This is a genomic window from Streptomyces sp. NPDC079167, assembly GCF_040686735.1.
Lineage (GTDB): Bacteria > Actinomycetota > Actinomycetes > Streptomycetales > Streptomycetaceae > Streptomyces.
Genome location: NZ_JBFBLO010000010.1, coordinates 53,960 through 80,321 on the forward strand (window position 1 = coordinate 53,960; position 26,362 = coordinate 80,321).

General features: G+C 72.9%; 24 protein-coding genes. 10 read left to right on the top strand and 14 right to left on the bottom strand.

From position 1 onward, the window contains the following. Positions 1–178: 178 nt before the first annotated feature. The 3 genes from AB0P41_RS21595 to AB0P41_RS21605 all read left to right on the top strand — a co-directional run bounded on the left by AB0P41_RS21595 (position 179) and on the right by AB0P41_RS21605 (position 4,521). Positions 179–1,162: an RNA polymerase sigma factor SigF gene (locus AB0P41_RS21595; protein ID WP_356709539.1), complete on the top strand. Its 984-nt coding sequence runs from the start codon at positions 179–181 to the stop codon at positions 1,160–1,162. A 190-nt stretch (positions 1,163–1,352) separates the two neighbouring features. After that, a complete protein-coding gene (locus AB0P41_RS21600; RefSeq protein ID WP_365933839.1) occupies positions 1,353–2,501 on the top strand; it encodes a DegT/DnrJ/EryC1/StrS family aminotransferase in 1,149 nt (382 codons plus the stop codon). Positions 2,502–2,580: 79 nt separating this feature from the next. Next, entirely contained in the window at positions 2,581–4,521 is a 1,941-nt protein-coding gene (locus AB0P41_RS21605; protein ID WP_365933841.1) for a lipopolysaccharide biosynthesis protein, read from the top strand. Here AB0P41_RS21605 and AB0P41_RS21610 read toward each other — a convergent pair. The 10 genes from AB0P41_RS21610 to hutU all read right to left on the bottom strand — a co-directional run bounded on the left by AB0P41_RS21610 (position 4,496) and on the right by hutU (position 17,062). Next, positions 4,496–5,629, bottom strand: coding sequence for a glycosyl hydrolase (locus AB0P41_RS21610; protein ID WP_365933559.1), 1,134 nt, complete (start codon positions 5,627–5,629; stop codon positions 4,496–4,498). The two genes, AB0P41_RS21605 and AB0P41_RS21610, sit on opposite strands and share 26 nt — an antisense overlap. Next, positions 5,626–6,033 carry a hypothetical protein gene (locus AB0P41_RS21615; RefSeq protein WP_365933561.1) on the bottom strand — a complete coding sequence of 136 codons (408 nt, stop codon included), beginning with the start codon at positions 6,031–6,033 and terminating at the stop codon, positions 5,626–5,628. Before AB0P41_RS21615 ends, AB0P41_RS21610 begins: the two co-directional genes overlap by 4 nt. Before the next feature lie 29 nt (positions 6,034–6,062). Next, positions 6,063–7,982 carry a hypothetical protein gene (locus AB0P41_RS21620; protein WP_365933563.1) on the bottom strand — a complete coding sequence of 640 codons (1,920 nt, stop codon included), beginning with the start codon at positions 7,980–7,982 and terminating at the stop codon, positions 6,063–6,065. A 116-nt stretch (positions 7,983–8,098) separates the two neighbouring features. Continuing rightward, a complete protein-coding gene (locus tag AB0P41_RS21625; RefSeq protein ID WP_365933565.1) occupies positions 8,099–8,923 on the bottom strand; it encodes a polysaccharide deacetylase family protein in 825 nt (274 codons plus the stop codon). Next, positions 8,920–10,188 carry a glycosyltransferase family 2 protein gene (locus AB0P41_RS21630; protein WP_365933843.1) on the bottom strand — a complete coding sequence of 423 codons (1,269 nt, stop codon included), beginning with the start codon at positions 10,186–10,188 and terminating at the stop codon, positions 8,920–8,922. The genes AB0P41_RS21625 and AB0P41_RS21630 overlap by 4 nt, the downstream gene beginning before the upstream one ends. A gap of 88 nt (positions 10,189–10,276) precedes the next feature. Continuing rightward, a complete protein-coding gene (locus AB0P41_RS21635) occupies positions 10,277–11,440 on the bottom strand; it encodes a GNAT family N-acetyltransferase (RefSeq protein ID WP_365933567.1) in 1,164 nt (387 codons plus the stop codon). 120 nt (positions 11,441–11,560) lie between these two features. Further along, entirely contained in the window at positions 11,561–12,733 is a 1,173-nt protein-coding gene (gene hutI / locus AB0P41_RS21640; protein ID WP_356709548.1) for an imidazolonepropionase, read from the bottom strand. A 71-nt stretch (positions 12,734–12,804) separates the two neighbouring features. Further along, entirely contained in the window at positions 12,805–14,175 is a 1,371-nt protein-coding gene (locus tag AB0P41_RS21645; protein ID WP_365933569.1) for a formimidoylglutamate deiminase, read from the bottom strand. Beyond that, positions 14,166–15,380, bottom strand: coding sequence for an allantoate amidohydrolase (locus AB0P41_RS21650; protein WP_365933845.1), 1,215 nt, complete (start codon positions 15,378–15,380; stop codon positions 14,166–14,168). The genes AB0P41_RS21645 and AB0P41_RS21650 overlap by 10 nt, the downstream gene beginning before the upstream one ends. 17 nt (positions 15,381–15,397) lie before the next feature. Then, positions 15,398–17,062 (bottom strand): urocanate hydratase, encoded by a 1,665-nt coding sequence (hutU, locus tag AB0P41_RS21655; protein WP_365933572.1) that lies wholly within the window; start codon positions 17,060–17,062, stop codon positions 15,398–15,400. A gap of 127 nt (positions 17,063–17,189) precedes the next feature. On the opposite strand from hutU, the gene AB0P41_RS21660 reads away from it, so the two are divergent. The 5 genes from AB0P41_RS21660 to AB0P41_RS21680 all read left to right on the top strand — a co-directional run bounded on the left by AB0P41_RS21660 (position 17,190) and on the right by AB0P41_RS21680 (position 20,925). Continuing rightward, the gene (locus AB0P41_RS21660) at positions 17,190–18,539 is read left to right on the top strand and encodes an APC family permease (protein ID WP_365933573.1); all 1,350 of its coding nucleotides are present in this window, start codon (positions 17,190–17,192) and stop codon (positions 18,537–18,539) included. A 199-nt stretch (positions 18,540–18,738) separates the two neighbouring features. Next, on the top strand, positions 18,739–19,143 hold the full coding sequence (locus AB0P41_RS21665; RefSeq protein WP_356709556.1) for a hypothetical protein: 405 nt from the start codon (positions 18,739–18,741) through the stop codon (positions 19,141–19,143). After that, positions 19,140–19,946, top strand: coding sequence for a helix-turn-helix domain-containing protein (locus AB0P41_RS21670; RefSeq protein WP_356709558.1), 807 nt, complete (start codon positions 19,140–19,142; stop codon positions 19,944–19,946). Before AB0P41_RS21665 ends, AB0P41_RS21670 begins: the two co-directional genes overlap by 4 nt. Positions 19,947–19,984: 38 nt before the next feature. Next, positions 19,985–20,452, top strand: a complete 468-nt coding sequence (locus tag AB0P41_RS21675) for a roadblock/LC7 domain-containing protein (RefSeq protein WP_356709562.1) — start codon at positions 19,985–19,987, stop codon at positions 20,450–20,452. Between the two features lie 98 nt (positions 20,453–20,550). Continuing rightward, positions 20,551–20,925, top strand: coding sequence for a hypothetical protein (locus AB0P41_RS21680; RefSeq protein WP_104786472.1), 375 nt, complete (start codon positions 20,551–20,553; stop codon positions 20,923–20,925). 10 nt (positions 20,926–20,935) lie between these two features. Here the strand turns inward: AB0P41_RS21680 and AB0P41_RS21685 are convergent, their stop codons facing one another. Next, positions 20,936–21,505: a hypothetical protein gene (locus AB0P41_RS21685; RefSeq protein ID WP_356709564.1), complete on the bottom strand. Its 570-nt coding sequence runs from the start codon at positions 21,503–21,505 to the stop codon at positions 20,936–20,938. Positions 21,506–21,612: 107 nt separating this feature from the next. Further along, a complete protein-coding gene (locus AB0P41_RS21690) occupies positions 21,613–22,461 on the bottom strand; it encodes a MurR/RpiR family transcriptional regulator (RefSeq protein ID WP_356709566.1) in 849 nt (282 codons plus the stop codon). Positions 22,462–22,601: 140 nt separating this feature from the next. On the opposite strand from AB0P41_RS21690, the gene AB0P41_RS21695 reads away from it, so the two are divergent. After that, positions 22,602–23,183 (top strand): thioredoxin domain-containing protein, encoded by a 582-nt coding sequence (locus AB0P41_RS21695; RefSeq protein WP_356709568.1) that lies wholly within the window; start codon positions 22,602–22,604, stop codon positions 23,181–23,183. Positions 23,184–23,211: 28 nt separating this feature from the next. On the opposite strand, the gene AB0P41_RS21700 is transcribed toward AB0P41_RS21695, so the two are convergent. Continuing rightward, complete coding sequence (locus AB0P41_RS21700) at positions 23,212–24,015, bottom strand: maleylpyruvate isomerase family mycothiol-dependent enzyme (RefSeq protein WP_365933577.1); 804 nt, start codon at positions 24,013–24,015, stop codon at positions 23,212–23,214. A 147-nt stretch (positions 24,016–24,162) separates the two neighbouring features. Between AB0P41_RS21700 and AB0P41_RS21705 the strand changes: the two genes are divergently transcribed. Further along, positions 24,163–24,585: a hypothetical protein gene (locus tag AB0P41_RS21705; RefSeq protein WP_365933579.1), complete on the top strand. Its 423-nt coding sequence runs from the start codon at positions 24,163–24,165 to the stop codon at positions 24,583–24,585. A 308-nt stretch (positions 24,586–24,893) separates the two neighbouring features. Here AB0P41_RS21705 and AB0P41_RS21710 read toward each other — a convergent pair whose 3' ends face one another. Next, complete coding sequence (locus AB0P41_RS21710) at positions 24,894–26,297, bottom strand: cystathionine beta-synthase (RefSeq protein ID WP_356709574.1); 1,404 nt, start codon at positions 26,295–26,297, stop codon at positions 24,894–24,896. Positions 26,298–26,362 lie beyond the last annotated feature (65 nt).

A 26,362-nucleotide genomic window follows, 5' to 3' on the forward strand; every position in this document is an offset into this window, starting at 1 on the left:
AGAACTCAACAAACCGGACATATAGGCCGATTTGGCGCTTGTAACTCGTGGCTGGAAACCGGTAAGGGTAGAAGGGACATCTGCACCAGTAATTTCGATCGGCTTCGGAGGCGCCGCTTCACCGCAGGAAGACGTATGGGCATCGGCAGCCATATGCCGAGAACGATGGAGGAGAACCATGTCACCCCGGCTCGACGTATCGCGTACCCACGACGCGACGTCGGCATGTCCTCAGGGACCGACCGATTCCGACTCCGCTGTCGCGAGCGCCGTACCCGGCCCGCGGACCAGCACAGGCACCACCACCGACCTGTCCGCCGAGGACCACCTTCCGGACGAGGAGTTCGAGGGTCTCGAGGGACTTCCCGAGATCCCGCCCTTCGCCGAGGTCGGCGCCCTGGACGCCAGGGCCCTCTCCAAGACGCTCTTCGCGCGGCTCGAAGCCCTCGAGGAGGGCACCCACGAGTACGCGTACGTGCGCAACACCCTCGTAGAACTCAACTTGGCCCTGGTCAAGTTCGCCGCCGCCCGGTTCCGCACCCGCAGCGAGCCCATGGAGGACATCGTCCAGGTCGGCACGATCGGCCTGATCAAGGCGATCGACCGCTTCGAACTCAGCAGGGGCGTCGAATTCCCGACGTTCGCGATGCCCACCATCGTCGGTGAGATCAAGCGCTTCTTCCGTGACACCAGCTGGTCCGTGCGCGTCCCGCGCCGGCTCCAGGAGCTGCGGCTGGACCTCGCCAAGGCAGGCGACGAGCTGGCCCAGAAGCTGGACCGCTCCCCCACGGTCGCCGAGCTCGCCGACCGCCTCGGCATCGGCAGGGACGAGGTCGTCGAGGGCATGGCCGCGAGCAACGCCTACACCGCGAGCTCGCTGGACGCCAAGCCCGACGACCAGGCCGACGGCAACGAGGGCGCCCTCGCGGACCGCCTCGGCTACGAGGACCACGGCCTGGAGGGCATCGAGTACGTCGAGTCGCTCAAGCCGCTCATCGCCTCGCTCCCGCTGCGCGACCGCACGATCCTCTCCATGCGGTTCGTCTCCAACATGACGCAGTCGGAGATCGGCGAAGAGCTCGGCATCTCGCAGATGCACGTGTCCCGGCTCCTCTCCCGGACCCTGGTCAAGCTCAGGAAGGGCCTGACCGTGGAGGAGTGACCCGGCGTCACCCGCACCACCGGTACGTCATCGCGGAAGGACCTGCCCCGGTCGAACGGGCGGGTCCTTCCGCATTGTTGACGAAGTGGCACGGACTGGGCCACATTGGGCGGGGTTCTGGGGGGAACACATGGCTCATGGGGAGAGCGGTCCTGCTGACCGCGGAGCGACTGCGGCTGTCGAGACGGCGATGGGCGTCCGGCTGGGCCGGGAATGCCTGTACGTGCCGTCCTGCCGGCTCGGCCTCTATCTGGCGCTCCGCCACTGGTGCGAACCCGGCGGCAGGATCCTGATGTCCCCGGTCAACGACGACGTCATCCTCTTCGTCGTCCTCGCCGCCGGCCTGCGGCCCGTCCAGGCCCCGCTGTCCGCGGCGGACGGCTCGATCGACGTGGACGCCGTGCCCGACGCCCTCTGGGACGGCCTCTCAGCCGTCCTCACCACCAATCTGTACGGGAACCCGGACCCGGCCGGGCGGCTGCGCGAACGCTGCGACCGCCTCGGCGTCCCGCTGATCGAGGACGCCGCGCACGCCATCGGCAGCGCCACGGACGGAAGACCGGTCGGTTCGTTCGGGGACGCGGCGGCCTTCAGCCTCTCCAAACACGTCGGCGCGAAGGCCGGGGGCTTCCTCGCAGTCGCCGACCCCGCCCTGCGCGCCCCGCTCGAACGGGCCCGCGACGCCCTGCTCGATCCGGCCCGCCTCACCGCCGAACTCGCCTACGCCGTACGCCCGTACGCGGAATCGGCCGTACGCGGTCTGCGGCTCGCCCCTGCCGCCCGGTGGGCCCTGCGGCTCCTCGGGCTCCAGGAACGGGACGCGATCCGGATGCCGTTGCGGCCCGCGGAGCTGCGACAGGCCCTGGGCGCCGCGCCCTCGCTGACGGCCTTCCACTCCTGGGTCCGGGTCGACATGCACGACTACCGCGTCGCTCCCGGCCGATTACGGCTGGGGCGCCTCGCCCGCCTGCTGGCCGGCCTCGACGAGCGGCTCGCCGCGCACCGGGCGGGCACCGAGCGTCTGCTCGCGACCCGCTGGGCCCCTCCGGTCACCGCCGGCGCCCCCGTACAGCCGCTGTTCCGGGTGCCGTTGCTCGTGGCCGACCGGGACGCGGCCGTCGCCGTACTCGCCCGTCGGCGCGTCACCGTCGGCTATCTCTACGACCCGCCGCTCGACACCTACGCGGGCACACCGTTCACCGACCCGTCGCCCGCCCCCGCCGGGGCGGCCTGGTTCGCCCGCCACGCCCTGCCCGTCGACCCGCTGCGCGCCGCCACCGTCATCGAGACCCTGGCCTCGGCGGGCGCCCGGCCGGCGGGAGAGCTGCCCGGTGGCTGACACCGCGAGAGCCGGCCCGGCGAAGGCGGGTGCGCCGCTGCCGCAGGCCCCGGGGAGCGGCGGCGCGAGCGGCGACTCGATGTTCCGCAACGCCTACGCCCTGATGCTCTCCACCGGGGTCTCCGCCGCCCTCGGCCTCGGCTTCTGGCTGGTCGCCGCCCGCTACTACACCGAGGAGGCCGTCGGCCAGGGCTCCGCCGCCATCGCCGCGATGCGGCTCCTCGCCTCGGTCACCGCGACCACCATGATCGGCGCCGTCGTCCGCTACGTGCCCCGCGCCGGACGCGCCACCGGCTCCCTGGTCGCCCGTACCTACCTGGTCAGTTCCGCCGTCGTCACCCTGGCCTGCGTGGTCTTCCTGCTCACGCTGGACCTGTGGGGGGATTCGTACGCCCCGCTCGGCACCCTCTCCGCAGGGCTCGTCTTCACCGGTTCCTGCGTCGCCTGGGCGGTCCTCACCCTCCAGGACGGGGTGCTGACCGGGCTGCGCAAGGCCGTCTGGGTGCCCGTCGGCAACGCCGTGTTCTCCGTCGGCAAGCTGCTTCTCCTCGCCGCGTTCGCGACCGCGCTGCCCGTCCTCGGCGTCTTCGTCTCCTGGGCCGCGGCCATCGCCCTGTCCGTGCTGCCCCTCGGCTGGATGGTCTTCCGCCGGCTGATCCCACGTCAGGCGGGCGCCGACCGGGACCGCGAGCCGCCCGGGATGCGCGAGATCGGCCGGTTCCTGGCGGGCGACTCCGTCGGCGCGCTCTTCAGCCTGGCCATGATCAACCTGCTGCCGGTGATGGTGGCCGTGCGCTTCGACGCCGCGCACAACGGCTTCTTCTACATCGCCTACACCGTCGGCGGCACCATGGAGTTCATGGCCATCAACATGGCCTCCTCCCTCACCGCGCACGCCTCGCACAGCCCCGGCCACCTGGCCGAGGGCGTGCGCGGGGCGCTGCGCCGCATGGCGGTCCTGCTGGTTCCCGTCGTGGCCGTGCTGGTCCTCTTCGCCCCGCAGATCCTGAGCCCCTTCGGTTCCGACTACGCCGCGCACGGCACCCTGGTCCTGCGGCTGCTGGCGGCGGCCGCCCTGCCCCGGGTCGTGGTCGAGCTGTACATCGGTGTGCTGCGGGTGCAGGGCCGCACCGGCGCCCTGGCCGTCCTGCAGGGAGCGATGTGCGTCCTCGTCCTCGGCAGTGCGGCCGTGCTGCTCGGCCCGCTGGGGATCGCCGGCGCCGGCTGGGCGATGCTGATCGCCATGACCGCGGTGGCCGCCGTCTCCGCCCTCGGACTGCGCTCCGCCCTGACCGGACGTACGCCGCGGAGCTCCCGGCGTACGGCGCCGGGTGCCGAGGAGTTCGGGACGGACTGGGCACGGCTCGCGGCGCAGGAGCGGCGGGGGGCGGAAAGGCGGGCGGACGCGGGGCCGGGACGGCGCCAGGTGCTGTGGCTCTGGGGGCTGCTGGTGCTCGCGGCCGGGCTGTTCTGGGTGCCGCTGTCACGCGTGGCGCACTCCGGGCGCACGCGTCCGGCCGGTGCGGAGCTGATCGGCGCGCTGCCACCGGTCACGGTGGCCGCCGGGGTGCTCCTGATCGTCGTCCACACCGCGGCCGTCGCGCTGCACCGCCCCCGGCCCGCGTTGCTGGGCGCCTCGCTGCTGGCGACCGTGGCGGCCCTGCACTCGGCCCCGCTCCTCCTCGGCGTACGGCCGCCCGCCGCCTCACGGGAGTGGCACGGGACGCTCGCCGACGTCCTCGCGGGGGCGCCGGGAGCGGCCACGCCGGAGGCGGTGCTGCGGGTCCTGCCGCTCGCGCTCCAGCTGCTGTGCCTGGCGCCGGCCGTGGTCCTGCTGGTGGCGGCCGGGGCGCACTGGCGGGTCACGGCCGCCGCGGTGTGGGTGCTCGCGGTGGCCGGACGGGTCGCGCAGGACACCTTCGCCGCGGCCGGGCTGCCCGTGTTCTGGGGGCTGTGCGCGGCGGCGGCGGTGGCGTACGGCGTCCGGGTGCGGTTCAGCGGCCGGGCACCGGCTGCTTGAACCAGCCGTCCTGGCCGGCCGTCCGGTAACCCTCCAGGCCCGGCCCCTCGTTGACCGTGAGGTCGCAGCCCTTGCCCGGGACCGCCCGGTTCCAGTGCACCAGCGCCTTGGCGTCGGGCATGGTCCTGGCCACCTCCGGGATCTCCTCGTACCACTCGCGCTGGCGGTCCTCGTCCGCCGGATCGGGCACCGTGGCGAACTCGGCGAACATCAGCGGCTTCTCGGCGCTGATGTGGGTCCGCAGCCACTCGTACGCCGGCCGCTGGCTGCGGTCGAAGTCCTCCCAGTCCGTGGTGTCGTGGCAGGTGAAGTAGTTGTACTGGTCCATGCCGATCCAGTCGACGTAGTCGTCGCCCGGGTAGAGCCGCTCGAAGAGCTTTCCCGAGGGGAGGTAGCCGGAGACCGTCCACACCCAGACCACGTTGTCCACACCGAGCTCCTCGAACCGGTCGTGGAGGTGGCGGTAGGCGGCGACGTACTCCTCGGGCGTGCCCGCGTCGCCGACCCGGGCGTCGACCTCCTGGTCGAAGGAGAAGAACACGCGCTTCCCGTACGCCTTCAGGCGGCGCGCCTGCGGGTCGATGATCTCGCGGTCGTGCTTCCCCGACGCGATGGCCGCCCAGCCGAGCTGGTCCTCGGTCCAGTCGGCGTGATGGGGTTCGCGCCACACCGTGGACTCCCAGGCCAGCATGAGCAGCCGGTCCCGGCCGAGGATCTGTTCGTCGGGGGTCAGGAGCTGTCCGTCGAGGTCGGTGTTCGACATGTCGTGGTAGGTGTACAGGAGGTCGAGCTTCCGGCCGATCTTCTCCTCGAACGCGTACACCGCGTCCTTGAGCGATCCGTTCTCCGCGTGCGGCACATAGGCGCCCCACCAGGCCCCGCACGGCGGGACGAGCGTGGCGGTGGGGGCGCACGTCCCGCCGGGCACCGGGCCGGTGGCGGCGTCGGCCGGGAGGGCTGCGGCGGAGGGCACCCGCTCGTCGCCCGCATCGGAGGAGTCCGTGCCGAACCGGACGGCCAGTCCGGTCAGCAGGGCCACGACGGCGACCAGGGCGAGCACGAGGTACGTACGGGGGCGGCGGTCCTCCCGCGTGCGGTGGCGGGTCACGGGCGCCTCCCGGCACGCTCGACGCCCCGGGTGGCCGCGGGCAGCGGTAGCCCCGGGAGGGCCGCGGCGAGGGTGGTGAACGCGGCGAGGGACACCAGGAACGCGGTCCCCGAGAACCCTTCCACCAGGAACAGCGCGGTGGCGGCGACGACCGCCACGGAGAGCCCGAGGGGCGCGGCGAGCGCGGCTGTTTCGAGGCGGGCGCCCGGCCCGACCGGTCCGGGACGGGGATACAGCAGGGCGAGGCCGGGGCCGAGGCAGACGAAGAGGAGCACGGGGGCCCAGCGCAAGGGCGAGCCCCCCGGCAGCGCGGTCGCGGCGAGCGCCACCCACCCGGAGAGCGCCAGGGCGGCTCTGATCAGGGTCTGCCGGGCGGGGAGCGGCGGTTGCCGGTTCTCGGACACGTGGCTGCCTTCCTGGTCCGGGTCGTGTCTCAGGGGCTGTCGTAGCGCAGGACGACGCCGTGTCCGGTCCGCTCGACCACGTGGAAGAGCGGCGAGGCGGCGAGGTCCCGGGTCAGGGTGTCGAAGCCGCCGGGGGGCAGCAGCCCCTCACCCGCGGTGTAGATGTCCTGGGTGCGCGTGAGGATGACGTAGGCCGTGGTGCCGGGCGGCAGCCGGGTCGAGAGGTAGCCCGCCGGGTCCTTGAGCATCTCGACGTTCTCGGGGAGCTCCTGTTCGGCGAAGAACCAGTGCTCCAGCCGGTCGTAACGGTGCAGCGCCTGCGGGAAGGAGCCGGTGGCGGCCAGGATCAGCGCTCCCTCGGGGGCGCGGTCGATGGTGCGGGTGACGAGCGCCGTCTCGGCGGGCGGGGTGTAGTTCATCTGCTCCTTGCCGTAGTACGACGGCATGAAGCCGGCGAGCAGCGCGGCCAGGGACACCGGCAGCGCGACGGCGCAGATCTTCCGTACGGCCGGCCCGGTCCGGTGCGCCCCGGTGCCCCCGGCGGCCGGGACGAGCGCGGCGGCGGCGAAGAACGCGGCGCCCGGGAGCGCGAACAGGTAGACCCGGAAGAGCATCTCGCCGCCGTAGTCGTTGACCACGAACAGCGGGACGGGCGCGGCGGAGGCCAGCAGCAACGGCAGGGCGCTGTGCGCCAGGCGCCGTCGCAGCAGGAGCGCCGCGCCGGCGAGGACGGCGACGGCCAGCACCATCAGGACGTTGGCCCGCCCCGCGAGCTCGGGTCCGGCCCCGGTGAGCTGTCCGGCGTATCCGGCGCGGGAGTTCTGGGTGAGTTCGCCGAGGGAGTCGCGCAGGGTGCCCAGTGTCTCCATGAAGAGGGGGCGGCCCATGGTGAGGTCCCAGGCCAGCATGATCAGCCCGGCCACGGCGAGGAGCCCGGGGTTGCGGTAGCGGCGGGTGAGGTTGAGCGCGAGCAGGGTGACGCAGAGCATCACCGGGGTCAGCTGGTGCATCGCGTTGACGGCCGCGATCAGGGGCACCAGGACCGCGACGCGGACCGCGCGCTGCCGGGTTCCGGTGGGCTGCGGCACGGCCGCTGCGGCCGGGTCGAGCCAGTCGCGCGAGCCCAGCCGCCCGGCGGAGCCGGGACGCACGAAGTGCCGCCCGGCGGAGCCGGGACGCACGAAGTGCCGTACGACGACCGCGAGTACGGCGAGGTGGAGGAGGAAGGCGAGGCCCTGCGGGGCGAGATAGTCCTGGCCCACCCAGTTGGCGAGCTGGAAGATCCAGACGGCGGCCCACACAAGGCGCCGGTCCTCGCTGAAGGTGCGGTAGATCAGGACCAGGACCGGGATCATCAGCAGGCCGAGGACGACGGGGGCCCAGTTCAGGTAGGCGGTGGCGCCGTCGGTCCCGAAGGCGCGGACGAGCCCGCCGTTGAGCGTGAAGAAGCCGGGCCACTGGTCGTAGGCGGACATGTTGCCCGACAGGCCCTCGTCAGGGCGCAGTTCGCCGTTGGCCAGCAGGTGGTCGATGACCGCGTCGTGCTTGGACGCCCAGGGGTAGCGCTCCGAGTCGTACAGGACGGCGGGGACGCCCTTGAGGGCCATCAGCATTCCGGCGCAGTACAGCGCGGGCCACCACGGGGCGGTGCCCGCCCGGCGGAGGCTGACCAGGAAGCCCGCGGTCAGGACGAGCAGGGAGAGGTAGTAGATGACGGGCAGCCGGTCCAGGAGCCCGTACTCGCCCATCGAGCGGAATCCGATGTACGGCAGCGAGGTGGTCCAGAGTCCCGCCGCCAGGAGTAACGGCAGCCAGGTGAGGACCGCCCAGGGTCTCAGCGCGTCGGGGAGGCCGTGGGGCGCCGCCTCGGGCGACCGTCCGGCAGGAGGCCCCGGCTCGGCGCTCCCCTCCGTGTCCCCCTCGACCGGCGCGGGCACATGCTGTGGCACGGTGCGACTCCCCCCACGGATGTGGTCGCGGCCGTCACGCCGCTGTCCCCTTGAGCGAAGTATAGGAATGAGATTCTGCTTTGTGGCGCTCTCGCCCTTTTTCCTCCGCTCCTACGTCATCCGGCGAACTCCGGCCCCCGCACAGCGGCCCGCCCCCGCCGGTACCACCGCCAGCCCACCGTCGGCAGGGAGTCGCGGAACGGCGCCACGCGCGCGCCCTCGCCCGCCATCCAGCGCTCCACGTCCCGCACGGTGTGGCTCCGCCGCAGGATCAGCCGCGCGATCCGGTACGGCTCGTCCCGGCCGGAGCTCAGCGCGTGCCGGACGGCGACCGCGCTCTCGTAACCGGCGGCGCGGGCGGCACGGCGCACGCGCACGCTGTTGTAACCGTGCGGATAGGCGAGATGAGTCACCTCGTGGCCCAGGACGTCCTCCAGCGCCTTCCTGGAGTCGACGAGTTCCGAGCGCAGGGCCTCGGGGGGCAGGGTGTCCAGCTGGGCGTGGGTCACGGTGTGCCCGCCCACCTCCATGCCGTACTGCTCCAGCAGGGGCGCCTGGGCCAGCCTCATCATCGGCGCGGGCGGCAGCAGGCTGCCCCCGCCCGACCGGGTCAGCGCGCCCGTCGTGAGATACGCGGTGGCCGGCATCGACCGTCCGGCGAGCGCCTCGGCGGTCGGCCCCGGCAGGTCCGCGAAACCGTCGTCGAAGGTCAGGACGACGGGCCGGTCCGGCAGCGGCTCACGCCCCGCGAGATGGGCGACGAGCGCGCCGACCGGGACCGGTGTGCGGCCACAGGCTCCGATCACGTCCAACTGGGCGGCGAACTCCTTCGGCGTGACCGTGAATTCGGCGATCCACCCCGGGGGGTCGTCCATCACCGCGTGGTACAGCAGCACGGGTATCCGGGCCCGTTCGGTCCCTTCGGTTCCGCGCGCCCTCATCTCGTCTCCCAGGGAAGTGACCCGCCACGGACGGCGAACCGCGCGCGTACGTATCCGAGGGGGCCGTACAGCAGACCTCTGCGCTCCAGCCGGGACAGATGTCGGGGCCACGGGTAGGTGTAGGCGCCGTGCGCGCCGGGAACACCGCTCGCCGCGGCGCCGGTGGCACGGGGCGCCGTCATCGTGCGGGCGCGGGCGAGGCCGCGCGGCAGCCGGGCCAGGAGGGACGGCAGCAGGGCGGGCCTGCGGACCAGCAGCGCGGTGAGGCAGGCGGTCAGCCCGGCGCCGTAGCCGTACGCCTGCCCGCAGAGGTCCTCCCAGCGCTCCCGGTGGTGGTGCCAGACGATCGCTTCGGGCGTGTAGTGCAGCGGGTGGCCCTCGGCGAGGAGCCGTACGAACGCGTAGAGGTCGTCGCCGCCCTTGGCCGCGGTGCCGGTCCCGGTGGCGGGGTCGAAACCGCCGACGGCCTTCAACGCATCGCGTCGGAACGCCATGTTGGCGCCGGAGCCGAAGCGCCCCGCGGTGAACGGGAAGAGCGGCTCGTCGGCGGGCGGGTGCGCGGGGTCGTAGCGGCGTGCGGTGAACCCCTTGGCGAATCCGCCGTGGCTCTCCAGCAGGATCTGCGCGGGGGTGCTCAGCCTGGCCGGCAGGATCAGACCCGTGGCGCAGGCGAGCGCGGGATCCTCGCCGAAGGGCCGGGTGAGGGCGCCGAGCCAGTGCGGGTCGGCGACGACGTCGTCGTCGGTGAAGGCGACGATGTCCGCCTTCGCGAGGAGAACCCCTCTGTTGTGCGCGGCTGCCAGGCCGGGCACCGGCTCACAGGCGTAGCTCACCCCCCGGCCGGCGTAGGCGGAGGTGACGAGCTCACGGGTGGCGTCCGTGGCCGGGGCGTTGTCGACGACCACGATCTCGAAGTCCGGATGGTCCTGGGCGAGCAGCGAATCGAGGGCGCGGGCGAGCTGCGCGGGGCGCTCCCGGGTCGCGACGACGACCGTGGCCCTGGGCACCTCCCCGGCCGGAGGCCGCCCCGGGGCGTCCGGGACGTCGATCTCGTCCGCCGCCTGCTCGGCCAGTACGGAGGCCGGGTCGTCGCCCGCTCTGACGCGCCCGACGACCGTGCCGACGGGGCGCCCGCGCAGCCGTACGAGGGCGAAGATCCGCTGCTCCTCACCGGCCGGCGGGCCCAGGGGCGGGCCGCCGGGCGCGGGCCCGATCCGGGCGCCCGTGCCGTCGGCGGCGTCGAGCTCCAGCTCGGCGACGGCCATGCCGGCGAGCCGGCCGATGCCGGGTAACCGCTCCGCGCTCCCCGTCCGTTCGTTCCCGTACGGCATCCGGTCCCCCCGGGTCGTGACGCTATGGACGTTTCGGTTCGCGCAGCCGGCCGGCCCGTTCGAGGCCGCGCTGCGCCAGGCCCGCCAGCCGTGGCCGGTTCCGTACGAAGCCGTGCGCGCGGCGGGCGGGTTCACGGCCGGCCCACTGGAGGGCCGCGCCCAGGCCCGGCCGGACCGAGGCGCCCTCGTACACCGTGAGTTCGCCCGTCTTCAGGGCGTCCTTGTACTCGGCAGCACCGCGCCCCATGTCGAGCATCCCGATGCCGTCGTCCGCCGCGGCCCGCGCCATCCTCAGATGCAGGATCAGGCCCGGGGAGAACTTCGCGAACCCGGGGTCGTACGCCGGGAACCAGCAGGAGAGCACGGTGCGCGAGCGCAGCCCGAAGTGGGCGGCGACGGGCCGGTCACCGGCGTACAGGACGGAGAGCAGGCCCGAACACCCGGGCGCCCGGGTGTGGAAGAGGAACTCCACCAGGTCGCGGATCCACCTCTTCGCGAAGCGGTCGCGGCGTCCGGTCCTGCGGTACTGCGCGGACTTCCACCCCATCAGGGTCCGCAGCACCGCGGGGTCACGCTCGTCGAGGACGAACCGCACCTCCCCGGCGTCGCGGCCGAGCTTGCGCTCCTTGGCCAGGGTGGTCCTGAGGAACTTCGGCGACCGTGCCCGCAGAACCTGCTCGTAGCTCTCGTAACCGTCGCCGACATCGATGACGTACGAGGCGTACGAGCGGGCGGCGTCCGGCCCGAAGAGGCCCTGGCCCTCCTCGAGGTTGTCGAACTCCCACGCGGAGAGCCCGCAGGCCCGCAGCAGCTCCCTCGCGTCCAGCGGAAGGCCGGGACGCAGCACGGCGCCCTGGACGTCGGAGACCCCGAAGCCGATGGCCCGGCCGTGGCCGAACCGGCCCCGCTCGAAGGGGAGGAAACCGGCCGGTCCCACGGATCGCCCGCCGACCGGTCCCACGGATCGCCCGCCGACCGGCCCGGCGGATCGCCCGCCGACCCCGGCTTCCTCGCTGATCAGCGCCACCCGCGCGTGCGGCCGGACCCGGCCGACGGCGAGGGCGAACTCCGGCTCCATGAACGGATGGGCCGGGGCGCCCGACTCGGCCCGGAGCTCCCGCCAGCTCTCGATGTCCCCCGCGCCCAGATCTCCGGGCCTGACCACACGTATGCGCCTGCTGCTCACACGAACCCCCCGGTCCCGCCCCCCTGAGCCACGCTGCCCAGAACGGTACCGGGCGCGGTCACCCGGCGGTAGACAGCCGCGACATCCTGTGACCGACCGGGAATATCGGGTGCGCCGCCGTCACACCGCCCTCTCGCCGCCCCGCCACACGGCCGCCACCAGGGGGACTCCCGGCCGGTAGGCCAGGTGGACATGGCTCGGCGCGTCCAGCATCACCAGGTCGGCACGGGCGCCGGGGGTGATCCGGCCGATGTCGGTGCGGCGCAGGGCGGCGGCGCCTCCGGCGGTGGCGGACCAGACCGCTTCGTCGGGGGTCATGTTCATGTCCCGTACGGCGAGGGCGACGCAGAACGGCATGGAGGAGGTGAACGAGGAGCCCGGGTTGCAGTCCGTGGACAGGGCGACGGTGGCGCCCGCGCCGAGGATGCGGCGGGCGTCGGGCCAGGCCGCCCGGGTGGAGAACTCGGCGCCGGGGAGCAGGGTGGCGACGGTGGAGCCCTGGCCGAGCGCGTCGAGGTCGGCGTCGTCGAGATGGGTGCAGTGGTCGGCGGACGCGGCGTCCAGCTCGACGGCGAGCCGGACGCCGGGGCCGTGGCCGAGCTGGTTGGCGTGGACGCGGGGGTGGAGGCCCCTGGCCTTCCCCGCGGTGAGGACCGTGCGCGCCTGGTCCTCGTCGAAGGCGCCTCGCTCGCAGAAGACGTCGATCCAACGGGCGTACGGGGCGCAGGCGTCCAGCATCGGGCCGGTGACGAGGCCGACGTAACCGTCGGGGTCGTCGGCGTAGTCCGGGGAGACGATGTGGGCGCCGAGGAAGGTGACCTCGTCGGTGTGGCGGGCGGCGACGCGCAGGGCGCGTGCCTCGTCCTCGACGGTGAGGCCGTAGCCGGACTTGGTCTCGAAGGTGGTGGTGCCCTGCCGGAGCGCCTCCGCGAGGTAGCGCGCGACGTTGGCGGAGAGCTCCTCGTCGGAGGCGGCGCGGGTGGCGGCGACGGTCGTGCGGATGCCGCCCGCGGAGTAGGGGCGGCCGGACATACGGGCGTTGAACTCGGCGGTGCGGTCGCCGGCGAACACCAGGTGGGAGTGGGAGTCGACGAACCCGGGGATCACGGCGCGGCCGCCCGCGTCGACGGCGTTGTCGGTGGCGGGTGCTTTGCTGGATTCACCGGTCCAGACGATGCGGTCGCCGTCGATGACGACGGCCGCGTCCTGGATCAGTCCCAGGGGGGTCCCGTCACCGAGGGAGGGGTCGTTGGTGACCAGGTTCGCGATGTGGGTGATGGCGGTCGTCGTCATCCGTGCACAGCTTTCTCTCGGCTCGGGCCTGTTCGCGGCCCGGGTTCACGGTGCGGGGCTCGGCCGTGCGCTCAGGTGTACAGGGCTGCGACGGCCGAGGCGAGCGCTCCGGGCACGTCGTCGACCCGGGTGTGCCGGCCGTCCCGGACGATGTGCCGGCCCGCCACCACGGTGTGCCGCACATCGGCGGCGGTCGCGGCGAATACGGCTGCCTCGGCTGCCAGCCGGGGCACCGGCCCCGCTGTTCTGACGGAGTCCAGCGCGACGGTGGCGAGGTCGGCGGGCGCGCCCGGTTCGAGCACGCCCGCGTCCGGGCGGCCGAGCGCGGCGTGCCCCTCGGCGGAAGCCGCCCTGAGCAGTGCCGCCGCCGTCCAGTGACCCCGGACATGGGTGCGCAGGCGTTCGTTGAGCTCCATCGCCCGAGCCTCCTCGAAGAGGTCGATCACGGCGTGGCTGTCACTGCCCAGCGAGAGGGGGGAGCCCGCGCCCTGGAGGGCGGTGGCCGGGCCGATGCCGTCGGCGAGGTCGCGTTCGGTCGTGGGGCACATGCAGGTGCCCGTCCGGGAGGAGCCCAGGAGGTCGATGTCCTCGGCCGTGAGGTGCGTGTTGTGGATGCCGGTGGTGTGCGGGCCGAGGACCCCGTGGTCGGCGAGGAGCTGAGCGGGGGTGCGGCGGTGGGCGGCGAGGCAGGCGTCGTTCTCCGCGGTCTGCTCGGAGAGGTGGACATGGAGCGGGACCGCCCGCTCCTGCGCCCACTGCGCGACGGTGGAGAGCTGCCCGGCCGGGACGGCGCGCACGGAGTGGATCGCGGCGCCGATCACCACCATGTCGTCGTCACCCTTGAGGAGGGAGGCGCGCTCGGCCCAGGCGTCGGCGGTGGTGTCGGAGAAGCGCAGCTGGTGCCGGCTCGGCTTCTCGCCGAAGCCGGCGGCCAGGTAGGCGGTGTCGAGCAGGGTGATGCGGATCCCTGCGTCGGCCGCCGCCGCGATGAGCGCCTCGCCCATGGCGTTCGGATCGTCGTAGGGCGTGCCTCCGGGCGTGTGGTGCACGTAGTGGAATTCGCCCACCGCGGTGATCCCGGCCAGCGCCATCTCGGCGTACGTGGCACGGGCCAGGTCGTAGTAGGTGTCGGGGGTGAGCCGGGAGGCCGTCCGGTACATGAGTTCGCGCCAGGTCCAGAAGGTGCCGGACCCCACCTGGACGGTGGAGCGCAGCGCGCGGTGGAAGGCGTGCGAGTGGGTGTTGGCCAGTCCCGGGACGGTCAGCCCGTCGAGCACGACGGCGCCGGGCGGCGGTGCGTCGATGCCCGTCCGGACGCCGGCGATGCGTCCGCCGGCCACGTCCAGGAGGACGCCCGGCTCGACATGGGTCCCGAGCCAGGCGTGCGACATCCAGTACGTCGCGGTGACCGGTGTGCCCGTCGGTTGCGTTGTCAGCTGCACGCGAGACCTTCCAGTACGTCGGCGAGTGCCCTCACCCCGGCCACGCAGTCGTCCTCGGCGGCGTGTTCGGCAGGTGAGTGCGAGATCCCGGTGGGGTTCCGTACGAACAGCATGGCGGTCGGCACGGAAGCGGACAAAATACCCGCGTCGTGTCCCGCCCCCGTGCCGAGCACGGGCACGGTGCGGCCACCACCGTCCGGGCCGCGCTTCGCCAGCACCCGGCCGATCTCGTCCCGGAGCGCGTGCTGGAAGTCCACCACCGGCGTGAACGACTCGCGTACGACGTCGAGATCGATCCCGGCCCGCTCGGCGTGCTCCCGGGCGGCCCGCTCGACGCCGCTCACGACGGCGTCGAGAGTGGCCTGGTCGGCGGCGCGTGAGTCGAGCCAGCCCCGCACCAGGGAGGGGATCGCGTTGACTCCGTTCGGCTCGACGGCGATCTTGCCGAAGGTCGCGAGACCTCCGGCGAGCTCCGCCTCGCGCCGGGCCGCGAGCACGGTCTCGGCGTACGGGAGCATCGGGTCGCGGCGGTCGGCGAGGCGTGTCGTACCGGCGTGGTTGGCCTCGCCCCGGAAGTCGAACCTCCAGCGGCCGTGCGGCCAGATGGCCGAGGCGATCCCGACCGGGTCCCCGCTCAGGTCGAGGGCGCGCCCCTGCTCCACATGGAGCTCGACGAACGCGCCGATGCGGGCGAGCCGTTCGGGGTCGGGCCCGATGGCGTCGGGGTCGTACCCCGCGGCCTCCATGGCCTGCGGGAGCGAGACGCCGTCCCCGTCGCGGAGCCGGTGCGCCTGCTCGGCGGTCAGCTGTCCGGCGGCGAGCCGGGAGCCGACGCAGGCCAGCCCGAAGCGGGCCCCCTCCTCGTCACCGAAGTTGGTGATGGCGAAGGGCCGGGTGAAGACCGCTTTCCTGCGGCGGAGTTCGTCCAGGGCGGCGAAGGAGGACACCACGCCCAGAGGTCCGTCGAAGGCGCCGCCGTCGGGCACGGAGTCGAGGTGGGACCCGGTGACCACGGCGTCCCCGGCGAGCGGGTCGCCGAGCCAGGCCCACTGGTTGCCGTTGCGGTCGACCTCGTAGTCGAGCCGGCGCGCCTCGGCCTGCGCCTGGAACCACAGGCGGCACTCGGTGTCGGCGCCGGTCCAGGCGTAGCGGCGGTATCCGCCGGAGGCGTCGCTGCGGCCGACGGGCCGCAGCGAGCGCCACATGGCGTGGAAGGTGTCACTCACGCGGTGCCTTCCTCCCGCATCGGGATGCGCACGCCGCGCTCGTCCGCCACCGACTCCGCGATGTCGTAGCCCGCGTCCACGTGCCGGATGACGCCCATGCCCGGGTCGTTGGTGAGGACGCGGCGGATCTTCTCGCCGGCCAGCTTCGTGCCGTCGGCGACCGAGACCTGGCCCGCGTGGAGGGAGCGGCCCATGCCGACGCCGCCGCCGTGGTGGATGGAGACCCAGGAGGCGCCGGAGGCGACGTTCACCATGGCGTTCAGGAGCGGCCAGTCGGCGATCGCGTCGGAGCCGTCGAGCATGGCCTCCGTCTCGCGGTAGGGGGAGGCCACCGAACCGCAGTCCAGGTGGTCGCGGCCGATCGCGAGCGGGGCGGCGAGGGTGCCGTCGCCGACCATGTCGTTGAACATGTCGCCCGCCTTGTCGCGCTCGCCCTGGCCGAGCCAGCAGATGCGCGCGGGCAGTCCCTGGAAGTGGACCCGCTCCCCGGCCATCCTGATCCAGCGGTGCAGCGACTCGTTCTCCGGGAAGAGGTCCAGGAGCGCCTTGTCGGTCTTGTGGATGTCCGAGGCCTCGCCCGAGAGCGCGGCCCAGCGGAAGGGGCCCTTGCCCTCGCAGAAGAGCGGCCGGATGTAGGCGGGCACGAAGCCCGGGAAGTCGAACGCGCGCGCGTAACCGGCGAGCTGGGCCTCGCCCCGGATCGAGTTGCCGTAGTCGAAGACCTCGGCGCCCGCGTCCATGAAGCCGACCATGGCCTCGACGTGCCTGGCCATCGACTCACGCGCGCGGGTGGTGAAGCCCGCGGGGTCCTTCGCCGCGTACGAGGCCATGTCGTCGAAGCCGACACCGGCGGGGAGGTACGCGAGCGGGTCGTGGGCCGAGGTCTGGTCGGTCACGATGTCGACGGGGGCGCCCTCGGCGAGCATGCGCGGAAGGAGCTCCGCCGCGTTGCCGAGCAGGCCGATGGAGAGCGGACGGCGGGCGTCGCGCGCCTCCACCGCCAGCTGGAGCGCGTGCTCCAGGGAGTCGGCCCTCACGTCCAGGTACTTGTGCTCGATGCGGCGCTCGATGGCGCGCGGGTCGACGTCGACACAGATCGCGACGCCGTCGTTCATCGTCACCGCGAGGGGCTGGGCGCCGCCCATGCCGCCGAGACCGGCGGTCAGGGTGATCGTGCCGGCCAGGGTGCCGCCGAACTTCTTCGCGGCGACCGCGGCGAACGTCTCGTAGGTGCCCTGGAGGATGCCCTGCGTCCCGATGTAGATCCAGGACCCGGCGGTCATCTGCCCGTACATGGTGAGCCCGAGGGCCTCCAGACGGCGGAACTCCTCCCAGTTGGCCCAGTCGCCGACCAGGTTGGAGTTGGCGATCAGGACGCGCGGCGCCCATTCGTGGGTCTGCATGACGCCGACCGGCCGCCCGGACTGGACGAGCATCGTCTCGTCCTGCTTGAGCGTCCGCAGCGTACGGACCATGGCGTCGAAGGACCGCCAGTCGCGGGCCGCCTTGCCCGTGCCGCCGTAGACGACGAGCTTGTCGGGGTGCTCGGCGACCTCGGGGTCGAGGTTGTTCTGCAGCATGCGGAGGGCGGCTTCCTGCTGCCATCCCAGGGCGCTCAGTTCCGTACCGCGCGGTGCCCGTACGGGGCGGGGTCCTGACATGGCGATGCCTCCTCGCGAATGTGACTCTCTTATTCACATCCTGTCCGTCTGAATAGTCCTAGTCAACAGGTGAGGCCGCCGTCTCCCCCGGGCAGGCCTGAACTCATCACTCTCCCGGGGAGGCCCCGTGCCCGCATCGCAGCCCACGACCTCAGCCGGTGAGCCCGCCCTCAAGCGGGCCATCGGCCCCAAGCTCCTCATCCTGTTCGTCATCGGCGACATCCTCGGCACCGGCATCTACGCCACCACCGGAAAGGTCGCGGGCAAGATCGGCGGGGCGCTCTGGCTGCCGTTCCTGATCGGTTTCGTGGTCGCGCTGCTCACAGCGGCCTCGTACGTCGAGCTCGTCGGGAAGTACCCCAAGGCGGCCGGCGCGGCGCTCTACACCCAGAAGGCGTTCAAGGTCCCGTTCCTGACCTTCGTCGTCGCCTTCATGGTGATGTGCTCGGGCCTGTCCTCCGCCAGCGCCGCGGCCCGCGCCTTCAGCGGCGACTACCTCGGCGAGTTCACCGACGCCGTGCCGCCCACACTCGTCGCGATCCTCTTCATCCTGGTGCTGGCGGCGATCAACCTGCGGGGCGTCTCGGAGTCGGTGAAGGCGAACGTCGTCCTGACGCTCGTCGAGCTCAGCGGGCTCGTCGTGATCCTCTCGATCGGCGCCTACGCCGTGTTCGCCGGCGAGGGCGAACCCTCCCGGCTCACCGACCTGGAGACGGGCGGCACGGGATACGCCCTGATCACCGGCGTCCTCGGCGCGACCGCGCTCGGCTTCTTCGCCTTCGTCGGCTTCGAGGACTCGGTGAACATGGCCGAGGAGACCCACGATCCGGCCAGGACCTTCCCGCGTGCCATCTTCGTCGGCGTCGCGGTGACCGGCACCGTCTACGTCCTGGTCGCCCTGGTCTCGTCCCTGCTCGTCGACTCCCGCACCCTGGAGGGATCCAGCGGCCCGCTCCTCGAAGTGGTGAAGGCGGGCGGCGTCGACTTCCCGCCGAAACTCTTCGCCCTCATCGCCCTGTTCGCGGTCACCAACTCGGCACTGATCAACATCATGATGGCCTCACGGCTCTGCTACGGCATGGCCAACGAACGCATCCTGCCCCGCGCGATGGGCAGCGTCCTCGCCGGACGCCGCACCCCCTGGGCCGGCATCCTCTTCGTGACCGTGCTCGCGGTCGGGCTCGTCTCCACCGGCGAGATCGAGGGCCTCGGCGACACCACGTCCTTCCTGCTCCTCTGCGTCTTCGCCGTCGTCAACATCTCCGTACTGGTGCTGCGCAGGGACCGCGTGGACCACCGGCACTTCCGTACGCCGACGGCGCTGCCCGTGCTGGGGGCGATCACGTCCCTGATCCTGGCGAGCCCGCTGGCCGACCGGGCCGGGGACGTCTACATCCGGGCCGGGATCCTCCTCCTGATCGGAATCGGTCTCTGGGTGGTCAACAGGGCGGTGATGCGGGCCCGCGAGAAGGCCTGACGACGGGCGGAGGCGGACCGCCCCGCCACGGAAGGACAGCCGGCCGGACCCGTTCCGGCCGGCTGTCGCGCGTCCACCTGGCTTCCTTTACACGGCCCGCCGCATGTACCTGTGGAAAATGCCAGAACTCCCACCGGGCACACACACGTTGCGTAGCCTCTCCATTACATCCGTACGCCACGTCGGGAGGGATTTCGCGTTGCCCGGGATCGACGAGTGCCTGATCGAAGTCATGAGGCTGCCCGGTGCCCGGGGTGCCTCGGTGGTCGACTGGACGAGCGGGCTCGCGCTCGGCACCATCGGCGAGTCGCCCAACGGGGACCACGAGGCCACGGCCGCCGAGACGGCCGAGGTGGCGAGGATGGCCGCCGAACAGCCGGTCTTCGCCCAGGCGGAGGCACCCGCCGGCTCACCGGGGCCGCCCGCCCCCGCCGTCGAGGACGTCATCGTCACCACCGCCCCCGGCTACCACATCCTCCGTTTCGTCGAGACGGCCTTCGACAGCAGCGTCTTCCTCCACCTCTGGCTGGACCGCGCGGAGGGCAATCTCGCCCTGGCACGCATCCGGCTCGGCGAGATAGCGGAGCGGCTGGTCCTGGCATGAGACCCACCGCCACCGTCCGGCCCGGCGCAGCCGAACGGGCCGCGCCCTCCCCGATGCTGCAGCGGCTCGAGGCGGAGCGCGCCACCGGCGCGCTGATGCGCGACCGCGGCACCCTCTACCTCGCCGACGGCCAGGTCGTCCACGCGGAGAGCCCCGCGACCCCCGGGATCGACGTCCTGCTCACCACGGGCGGGGCCCTGCGCTCCGAGGGCTGGTGGGAGGCGGTCGCCCAGGCGGGCGCCGGACAGCGGGTCGGCCGCTACCTCGTGGACAGCGGCCGGGTCCCCGGCGGCGCGCTGGAGCTCTGCCATCTGGGCGCCCTGTACGACGCGGCGTTCTTCGCCCTGGCCCCCACGCACACACCCGCCCGCTTCCGCTACGGCGTCTCCCACTGGATCGGCCCCGTCCGCCCCGTGCCCGTGCACGCCGTGCAGCGCGAGACGCTCCGGCGCCGGGAACTCCTGGACCGGATCTGGCCGGACGCGCTCACCGACAGCGCGCCGCTCTCCCCCACGGCCCACCCGGTGGACGCCCCGGTCCCGCCACGCCAGCGCCGCGTCCTGGCCCTGGTGAACGGCGAGCGCACGGCCACGGACATCGCCCAGGAGCTGGGCCGCTCGGCCTTCCACATCCTGGTCGACCTGCGCCGGCTCGCCGCCGCCGGCCTGGTCGAAGCGGTCCGCCCCGCCGCAGGGGGCTCCGCACCGGCGTCCGGGCCCGGACGCATCACGCTGCCCGAGGTCACGAACGACCCCGACGTCGCCCTGTTGCGCCGGCTCAGAGACGCATTGGAGGCCTTGTGATACGCGCGCTCAGACAGCGTGCCGGGAGGAGACAGCTGATGGTGCCCGAGGCAGAGGTAAGGGACGTCCTCGACGAGCTCCAGCGGTTACGCGCCCGGGTGCCCCTCCTGACCGGCGCCCTGGCCGCCAGTACGGACGGCATGGTCGTCGCCCAGGACACCCCGGGCATCGAGGCCGAGGGCGTCGCCGCGCTGACCGCCGCCGCACTCGGCGTCTCGATCCGGATGACCGACGCCACCGGACGCGGCGGCTTCCGCGAACTCCTGATCCGTGGCGAGAGCGGCTACATCGCCACCTACGCGGCGGGCTCCTCCGCCGTCCTCACCCTGCTGGCCGAGGACCGCATCAACGTCGGCCGTCTCCACCTGGAGGGCCGCCGCGCCGGGGCACGCATCGGCGAACTGGTCGACGCCTCCCAGGACCGCCCCGACCGCCCCCCGCCGCCCCCACGGCCGCAGCAGTCACGGGCCCTGCCCCGCCGCACCGTCACCCCGGACTCCCCGTGACACCCGCCGCGGCCCGTCACGCACGCGCCACGGACGGAAAGCGCACCACCAAGCAACGGACCGGCCACCGGGCCGGCCAGGGAAAGGAAACGAGCACTATGGCCAACACCGAAGCGTCACTGAAGGATGCGATGGCGTCGATCGAGGGGACCCTCGGTGTCGCACTCGTCGACTACACCAGCGGCATGGCCCTGGGCACCCTCGGCGGTGGCAAGGACTTCAACCTGGAGGTCGCCGCGGCCGGCAACACCGATGTGGTCCGGGCGAAGCTCCGGACGATGGAGCACCTGGGCATCAAGGACGAGATCGAGGACATCCTGATCACCCTCGGCACCCAGTACCACCTGATCCGGCTGCTCAAGACCCGTGGCAGCAACGGCCTCTTCCTCTACCTCGTGCTGGACGGCGGCCGGGCCAACCTCGCGATGGCGCGCCACCAGCTGCGGAAGATCGAGGCGGAGCTGGAGGTCTGAGCCGGCTCTCTCACCGGCGGCGACGCCGCGCCCCACCGGGTGCGGCGTCCCCCGCCACGGGCCCGGTCGTCCGGTAGGCCTTCACGCGCCTGCCCGTGGGCCGTCCGCCCTCCACCCAGTCGGTGCGCACCCAGTACAGGACGTCGTCCCGCCGCTCCCGCTGCCCGATCCGTACGGCCTTCAGCCAGAGGCCGGCGCCGGCCCCGGCCATCACGAGCCCGCCCGCACCGGGCAGCACGTACGCGCTCGCGACCGCCACCAGGAACGCACCGGCCGCCCACCAGCGGCAGCCACGCCGCCGGTTCCGTACGGTCACGTCCCGGTCCTGGAGGAAGTCGCCCCGCCCGGCCCGTGTGGCGCCCTTCACCAGCTCCGCGTACCGCCCGGTGCGCGTGAACGCCACGGCGGCCATGGTCACCAGGAACAGCGCGGCCCCCGCCAGCAGCCCGATCCGCCGGCCGGTGAGCCCCGGGACGAACGCCCCGACGGCCGCCGCCAGCAGCCCCGGCCACCACAGCGGCGCGGCGCCGGCTCTCACGATCACGGCTACCCTCGCCAACGACTGCGCTCCGCGCCCCACGTCCGTACCCCTCTCCCGCCGTCCCCTGTGGACCTTCCGGCGCGGAGATTAGTAGGCACAGATGAGCGACGTCTGAGAAACGGCGGAGGTGCCCGCCCGGGCTCCGGCTACTCGACGAACAGCCCCCGCGCGGCGGCCCGCGCGTCGAACTCCTCCAGCCGGGCCTGCGCCTCGGGCAGGCCGTCGCACATGGCCTCCAGCAGGACCCGCCCCAGCAGCATCGGGGCGCACGCGGTGTCGAATGCCAGCCCGGTCCCCACGGCCGCCGGGATCAGCAGATCGCTGTGGGCGGCGACCGGTGCGAACGCCGAGTCGGCCACGGTCACGACGGTCAGCCCCCGCTCCCGGGCGTACGCCAGCGCGTCCACGACCTCGCGGGGGTGCCGGGGCAGCGCGAAGCACATCAGCGCGCTCGCACCCGCACGCGCCGCGGCGTCGACGCGGTCGTGCAGCATGCTGCCGCCCTCGTCGAGCACCCGCACATCAGGGTGCACCTTGGCGGCGAAGTACCCGAACCCCCTGGCCTGCGAGGACGCGGCCCGCAGTCCGAGCACGAGCAGCGGCCTGGAGCCGGCGAGCAGCCGCCCCGCCCGCTCCACGGGGGCCGGATCGGCGAGCAGTTCGGACAGCTGCCGCAGGTTCTCGATCTCCGCGCGCACCGCCTGCTGGTACTCGTTGAAGCTCTCCTCCACCTCGCCCCCACCGGCCGCCCCCTCCGGGGTGACCTCCCTCAGGTGCCTGCGCAGCGCGGGGTACCCGTCGAAGCCGAGCGCGACGGCGAAGCGGGTGACGGACGGCTGGCTGACCCCGGCCAGTTCGGCGAGCTCCACGCTCGACAGGAACGGGGCGTCGGCCGCCCGTCGCACCATGGAGTGCGCGATCCGCCGCTGGGTGGGCGTGAGCCGCTGCCCCTCGAAGAGCCGCTGCAACCGTGCAGCCGGGCTGCTCCCGCTCATGCTGTCCCCTCCAGAGTTCCGGCGCGCCGGTCCGGCACCGAGGAATCCATTCAGCCAGCAAGCGATCTGAATGTCCATATACAGCCCCTGGCCCGGCCGCTCGCATTGCGGGACCGCCGTCCCCTGCCGACCCTGGGATCATGATCCCAGCCAATACGAGAGGGCCGGGCGGCGTCATCGTCCGCTACGGCGATGCCGAGGCCGAGCACGTACTGAGCGTCTACGCCGACCTGCGCTGCCCCTACTGCAAGCGCATGGAGCTCGACCTCGGAGCCGTGATGGAGCGGGCCGCGGACGAGGGCCGGTTCGCGGTGGACCACCATTTCGCCACGTTCATCGACGACTCCGCGGGCGGCAGCGGCTCCATGGAGGCGCTGGCCGCGCTGGGAGCCGCCGCGGACGAGGGACAGAAGCCGTTCATGCTCTACCTGCGGGCGCTGTACGCCGATCAGCCCAGCGAGGAGGTGGACGCCTTCGCCGACCGGGACACCCTGCTGCGGCTGGCCGACGGGGTCGAGGCGCTGCACACCGACGCCTTCCGGCAGAAGGTGGGTGAGCGCACCTATCTGCCCTGGGCGGCGCAGGTGTCGGCCGCCTTCGGGACGAGCGGCGTCCGGTCCACCCCGACGGTGCTGATCGACGACGCGCCGGTCCCGGTCATCAACTCCATGGGGTACGCGGTCACGCCCGAGGCCTTCCTCGCCGAGGTGACCTCCCGCTGAGCATCCGGGCCGCGCGCACCGCACGGGGTCAGAACACGACGCGGGCCGCGGTCAGCGCGGCCCGCGCACCGGGATCACCCTCCAGCTCCAGAGGGCCGCGCACCGGGCGCCCCGAGACATACCGGGCGAAGTCGACCGCCCCGGCGCGGAGCGTCGCCGCCGGGCTGCCGATACCCAGCAGACGGCGCCCTCCCGCGGGCCCGGCGAGGTCGATCTCCACCGCCGGGCCCGTCCAGGCGAGGGCCAGGTCGAGCACCACCTGGTCCACGATCTCCCGGTCGTGCCCGTCGAGGACCGGCTCGGCCCCGAGGGCGTCGCAGAGGTCCACCCGGTGCATCCAGGTGTCACGGGCCACGAGGACGTTGCCGAGATAGTCCACCGAGTCGTCGGGCAGCGCCTTCGCCTCCGGGTAGAGCAGGCTCAGCCTGACCCTGCGGCGCAGCGGTGCGGGCATGCGGCGCAGGGCGATGAGGGCCTGGGGTGCGAAGTGGGCGAGGGCGCCGATGAGCTCGCGGCCCGGAACGGCCTTCCTGTCCTCGATCTGGGCCTCGTTGTGCCCGTCGAGCCGGCCGAGGAGCGGATGGGTCCGCGCGGCCCGCCGGATCCGGCGGGCCGCGACCCAGGGGCGCGGTACCTCCTCGTACTGGCCGACGGTGTGCGCCAGCATGTCCCGGACGTTCCAGCCGGTACAGACGGTCGGGCGCCGCCAGTCCTCGTCGGAGAGCTCACGGAACGTGGAGAGCGTCGCGCGGAGCTCGGCCTCGTTGACCAGGCGGGCCCGCGTCCCGGATGTCCGGGGGATGGCCCGGGCGGAGGATGTCGTGGTGGCCATGGGCGCGCCTCCCGTCTCCCGTCCTGCGGCACCAACGCTACGCCGACGGGCCCCGGCCCGCCCTGTGTGACGGGCCGCCGAAACAGGGGGACAAACAGGGGGGCTAACCCCACTGACCCCGGCGCCTCCGCTTCGTACCGTGAACGCATGGAAGCCCGTGACCCTGAGCTCAGGCGAGAGCTCGACGCCACCCTGCAGGCCCGCGGCGAGCTGGGGCCGGAGTACGAGTCCGCACTCATCGACTCGTTCCTGGAGAAGGTCGAGCAGCGGCTCGCCGGCACGAACGACCTGCGGGCCAGGCGCCACCTCGCCGAGCAGCAGATGGCCGCCGCCCGGGGCGCCGCCCGCCCCGCCACGCCGGCCGTCGGCACCTTCGGGGAGCGCTTCGGCTTCGGGGCCGTCTCCCTGGTCCTGGCCGTCCCCCTGTCCGCGATCGGCGTCGCCAACGCCGGGATCGAGGGGCTCGTCGTGGCCTGGCTGGGCATCTTCGGCGTGAACGCCGTGCACTCCGCCCGTGCGTGGCCGTGGGGCCGGGGGCAGCGGCGTACCTCGTCCGACTGGGACGGCTGAGGGATGAGACGGGGAAAAGATAGTCGTGGGGACCGCCGCACCCCCGGTCGCCCGGGGGGCGGGACGACGGCGGTCCCCACGAGGGACACGGTCCCGGGTCAGGGCCGGGGGCCGCGTCCTGGCGACGGTGGAGGTCCGGGAGCCGCTCCGTAGTCCGTGTCGCCGTATGTGGTGCCGGCGGGTTTCCCCGCCGACACCCATTACTGTGCCGGAGCCGTGTTAAGCCGGTGCTGCGTCGACGTGTCGCGCTCGTACCGTTTTCGCGAACCCGAGAAACCCGGGCCCGGCACGGCCTTGACGGCAGACCCTCACGCCTTGGGCGCCGCGTCCTTCGCCAGGAACGCCAGCAGGTCCTGCCTGCTCACGACGCCGGTCGGCTTGCCCTCGACGAGGACGATCGCCGCGTCGGCACCCTCCGCACCGCTGAGCACGGCCATGAGGTCCTCGACCGGCTCGCCCGAGCCGACCTGGGGCAGCGGGGCCGACATGTGCTTCTCCAGGGAGTCGGACAGCGTGGCCCGCTGGGTGAACAGCGCGTCCAGGAGCTCGCGCTCCACGACGGAGCCGATGACCTCGGCGGCCATCACGTCCGGGTGTCCCGCGCCCGGCTTCACGATCGGCATCTGGGAGACGCCGTACTCCCGGAGGACGTCGATGGCCTCCCCGACCGTCTCCTCGGGGTGCATGTGGACGAGAGAGGGGAGCGGCCCCTCCTTGAAGTCGAGCACCGCCCCGACCCGGGCGGAGGGGCCGGCGTCCTCCAGGAAGCCGTAGTCGGCCATCCACTCGTCGTTGAAGATCTTGCTCATGTAGCCACGGCCGCTGTCCGGCAGCAGGACGACGACCACGTCCTCCGGGCCGAGACGCCTCGCGACCTCCAGGGCCGCGACGACCGCCATGCCGCAGGAGCCGCCCACGAGCAGGCCCTCCTCCTTGGCGAGCCGGCGGGTCATCTGGAAGGAGTCCTTGTCCGAGACCGCGACGATCTCGTCCGTGACCGTACGGTCGTAGGCGCTCGGCCAGAAGTCCTCACCGACGCCCTCCACGAGGTAGGGGCGCCCCGAGCCGCCGGAGTAGACGGAGCCCTCCGGGTCGGCGCCGACGACCCGCACGCCGTTCTCGCTGATCTCCTTGAGATAGCGGCCGGTACCGGTGATCGTGCCGCCGGTGCCGACGCCCGCGACGAAGTGGGTGATCCGTCCCTCCGTCTGCTCCCAGAGCTCCGGACCCGTGGTCTCGTAGTGCGAGCGCGGGTTGTTGGGGTTGGAGTACTGATCGGGCTTCCAGGCCCCCGGAGTCTCCCTGACCAGGCGGTCGGAGACGTTGTAGTACGAGTCCGGGTGGTCGGGGTCGACGGCCGTCGGGCAGACGACGACCTCCGCCCCGTAGGCCCGCAGCACGTTGATCTTGTCCGTGGACACCTTGTCCGGGCAGACGAAGACGCACTTGTAGCCCTTCTGCTGGGCGACGATGGCCAGGCCCACGCCCGTGTTGCCGCTGGTCGGCTCCACGATCGTGCCACCGGGCTTCAGCTCACCGCTCTGCTCGGCGGCCTCGATCATGCGCAGCGCGATGCGGTCCTTCACCGATCCGCCGGGATTGAAGTACTCGACCTTGGCCAGGACCGTCGCCTGAATGCCTGCCGACACATTGCGCAGCCTGACCAGCGGGGTGTTGCCGACAAGACTGATCATCGAATCGTGGAATTGCACCGTGTACTCCGGGATCTCCGTAATGGTCAGGCAAGAGTATGCGTACGGGCAGGAGATCGGGCCGA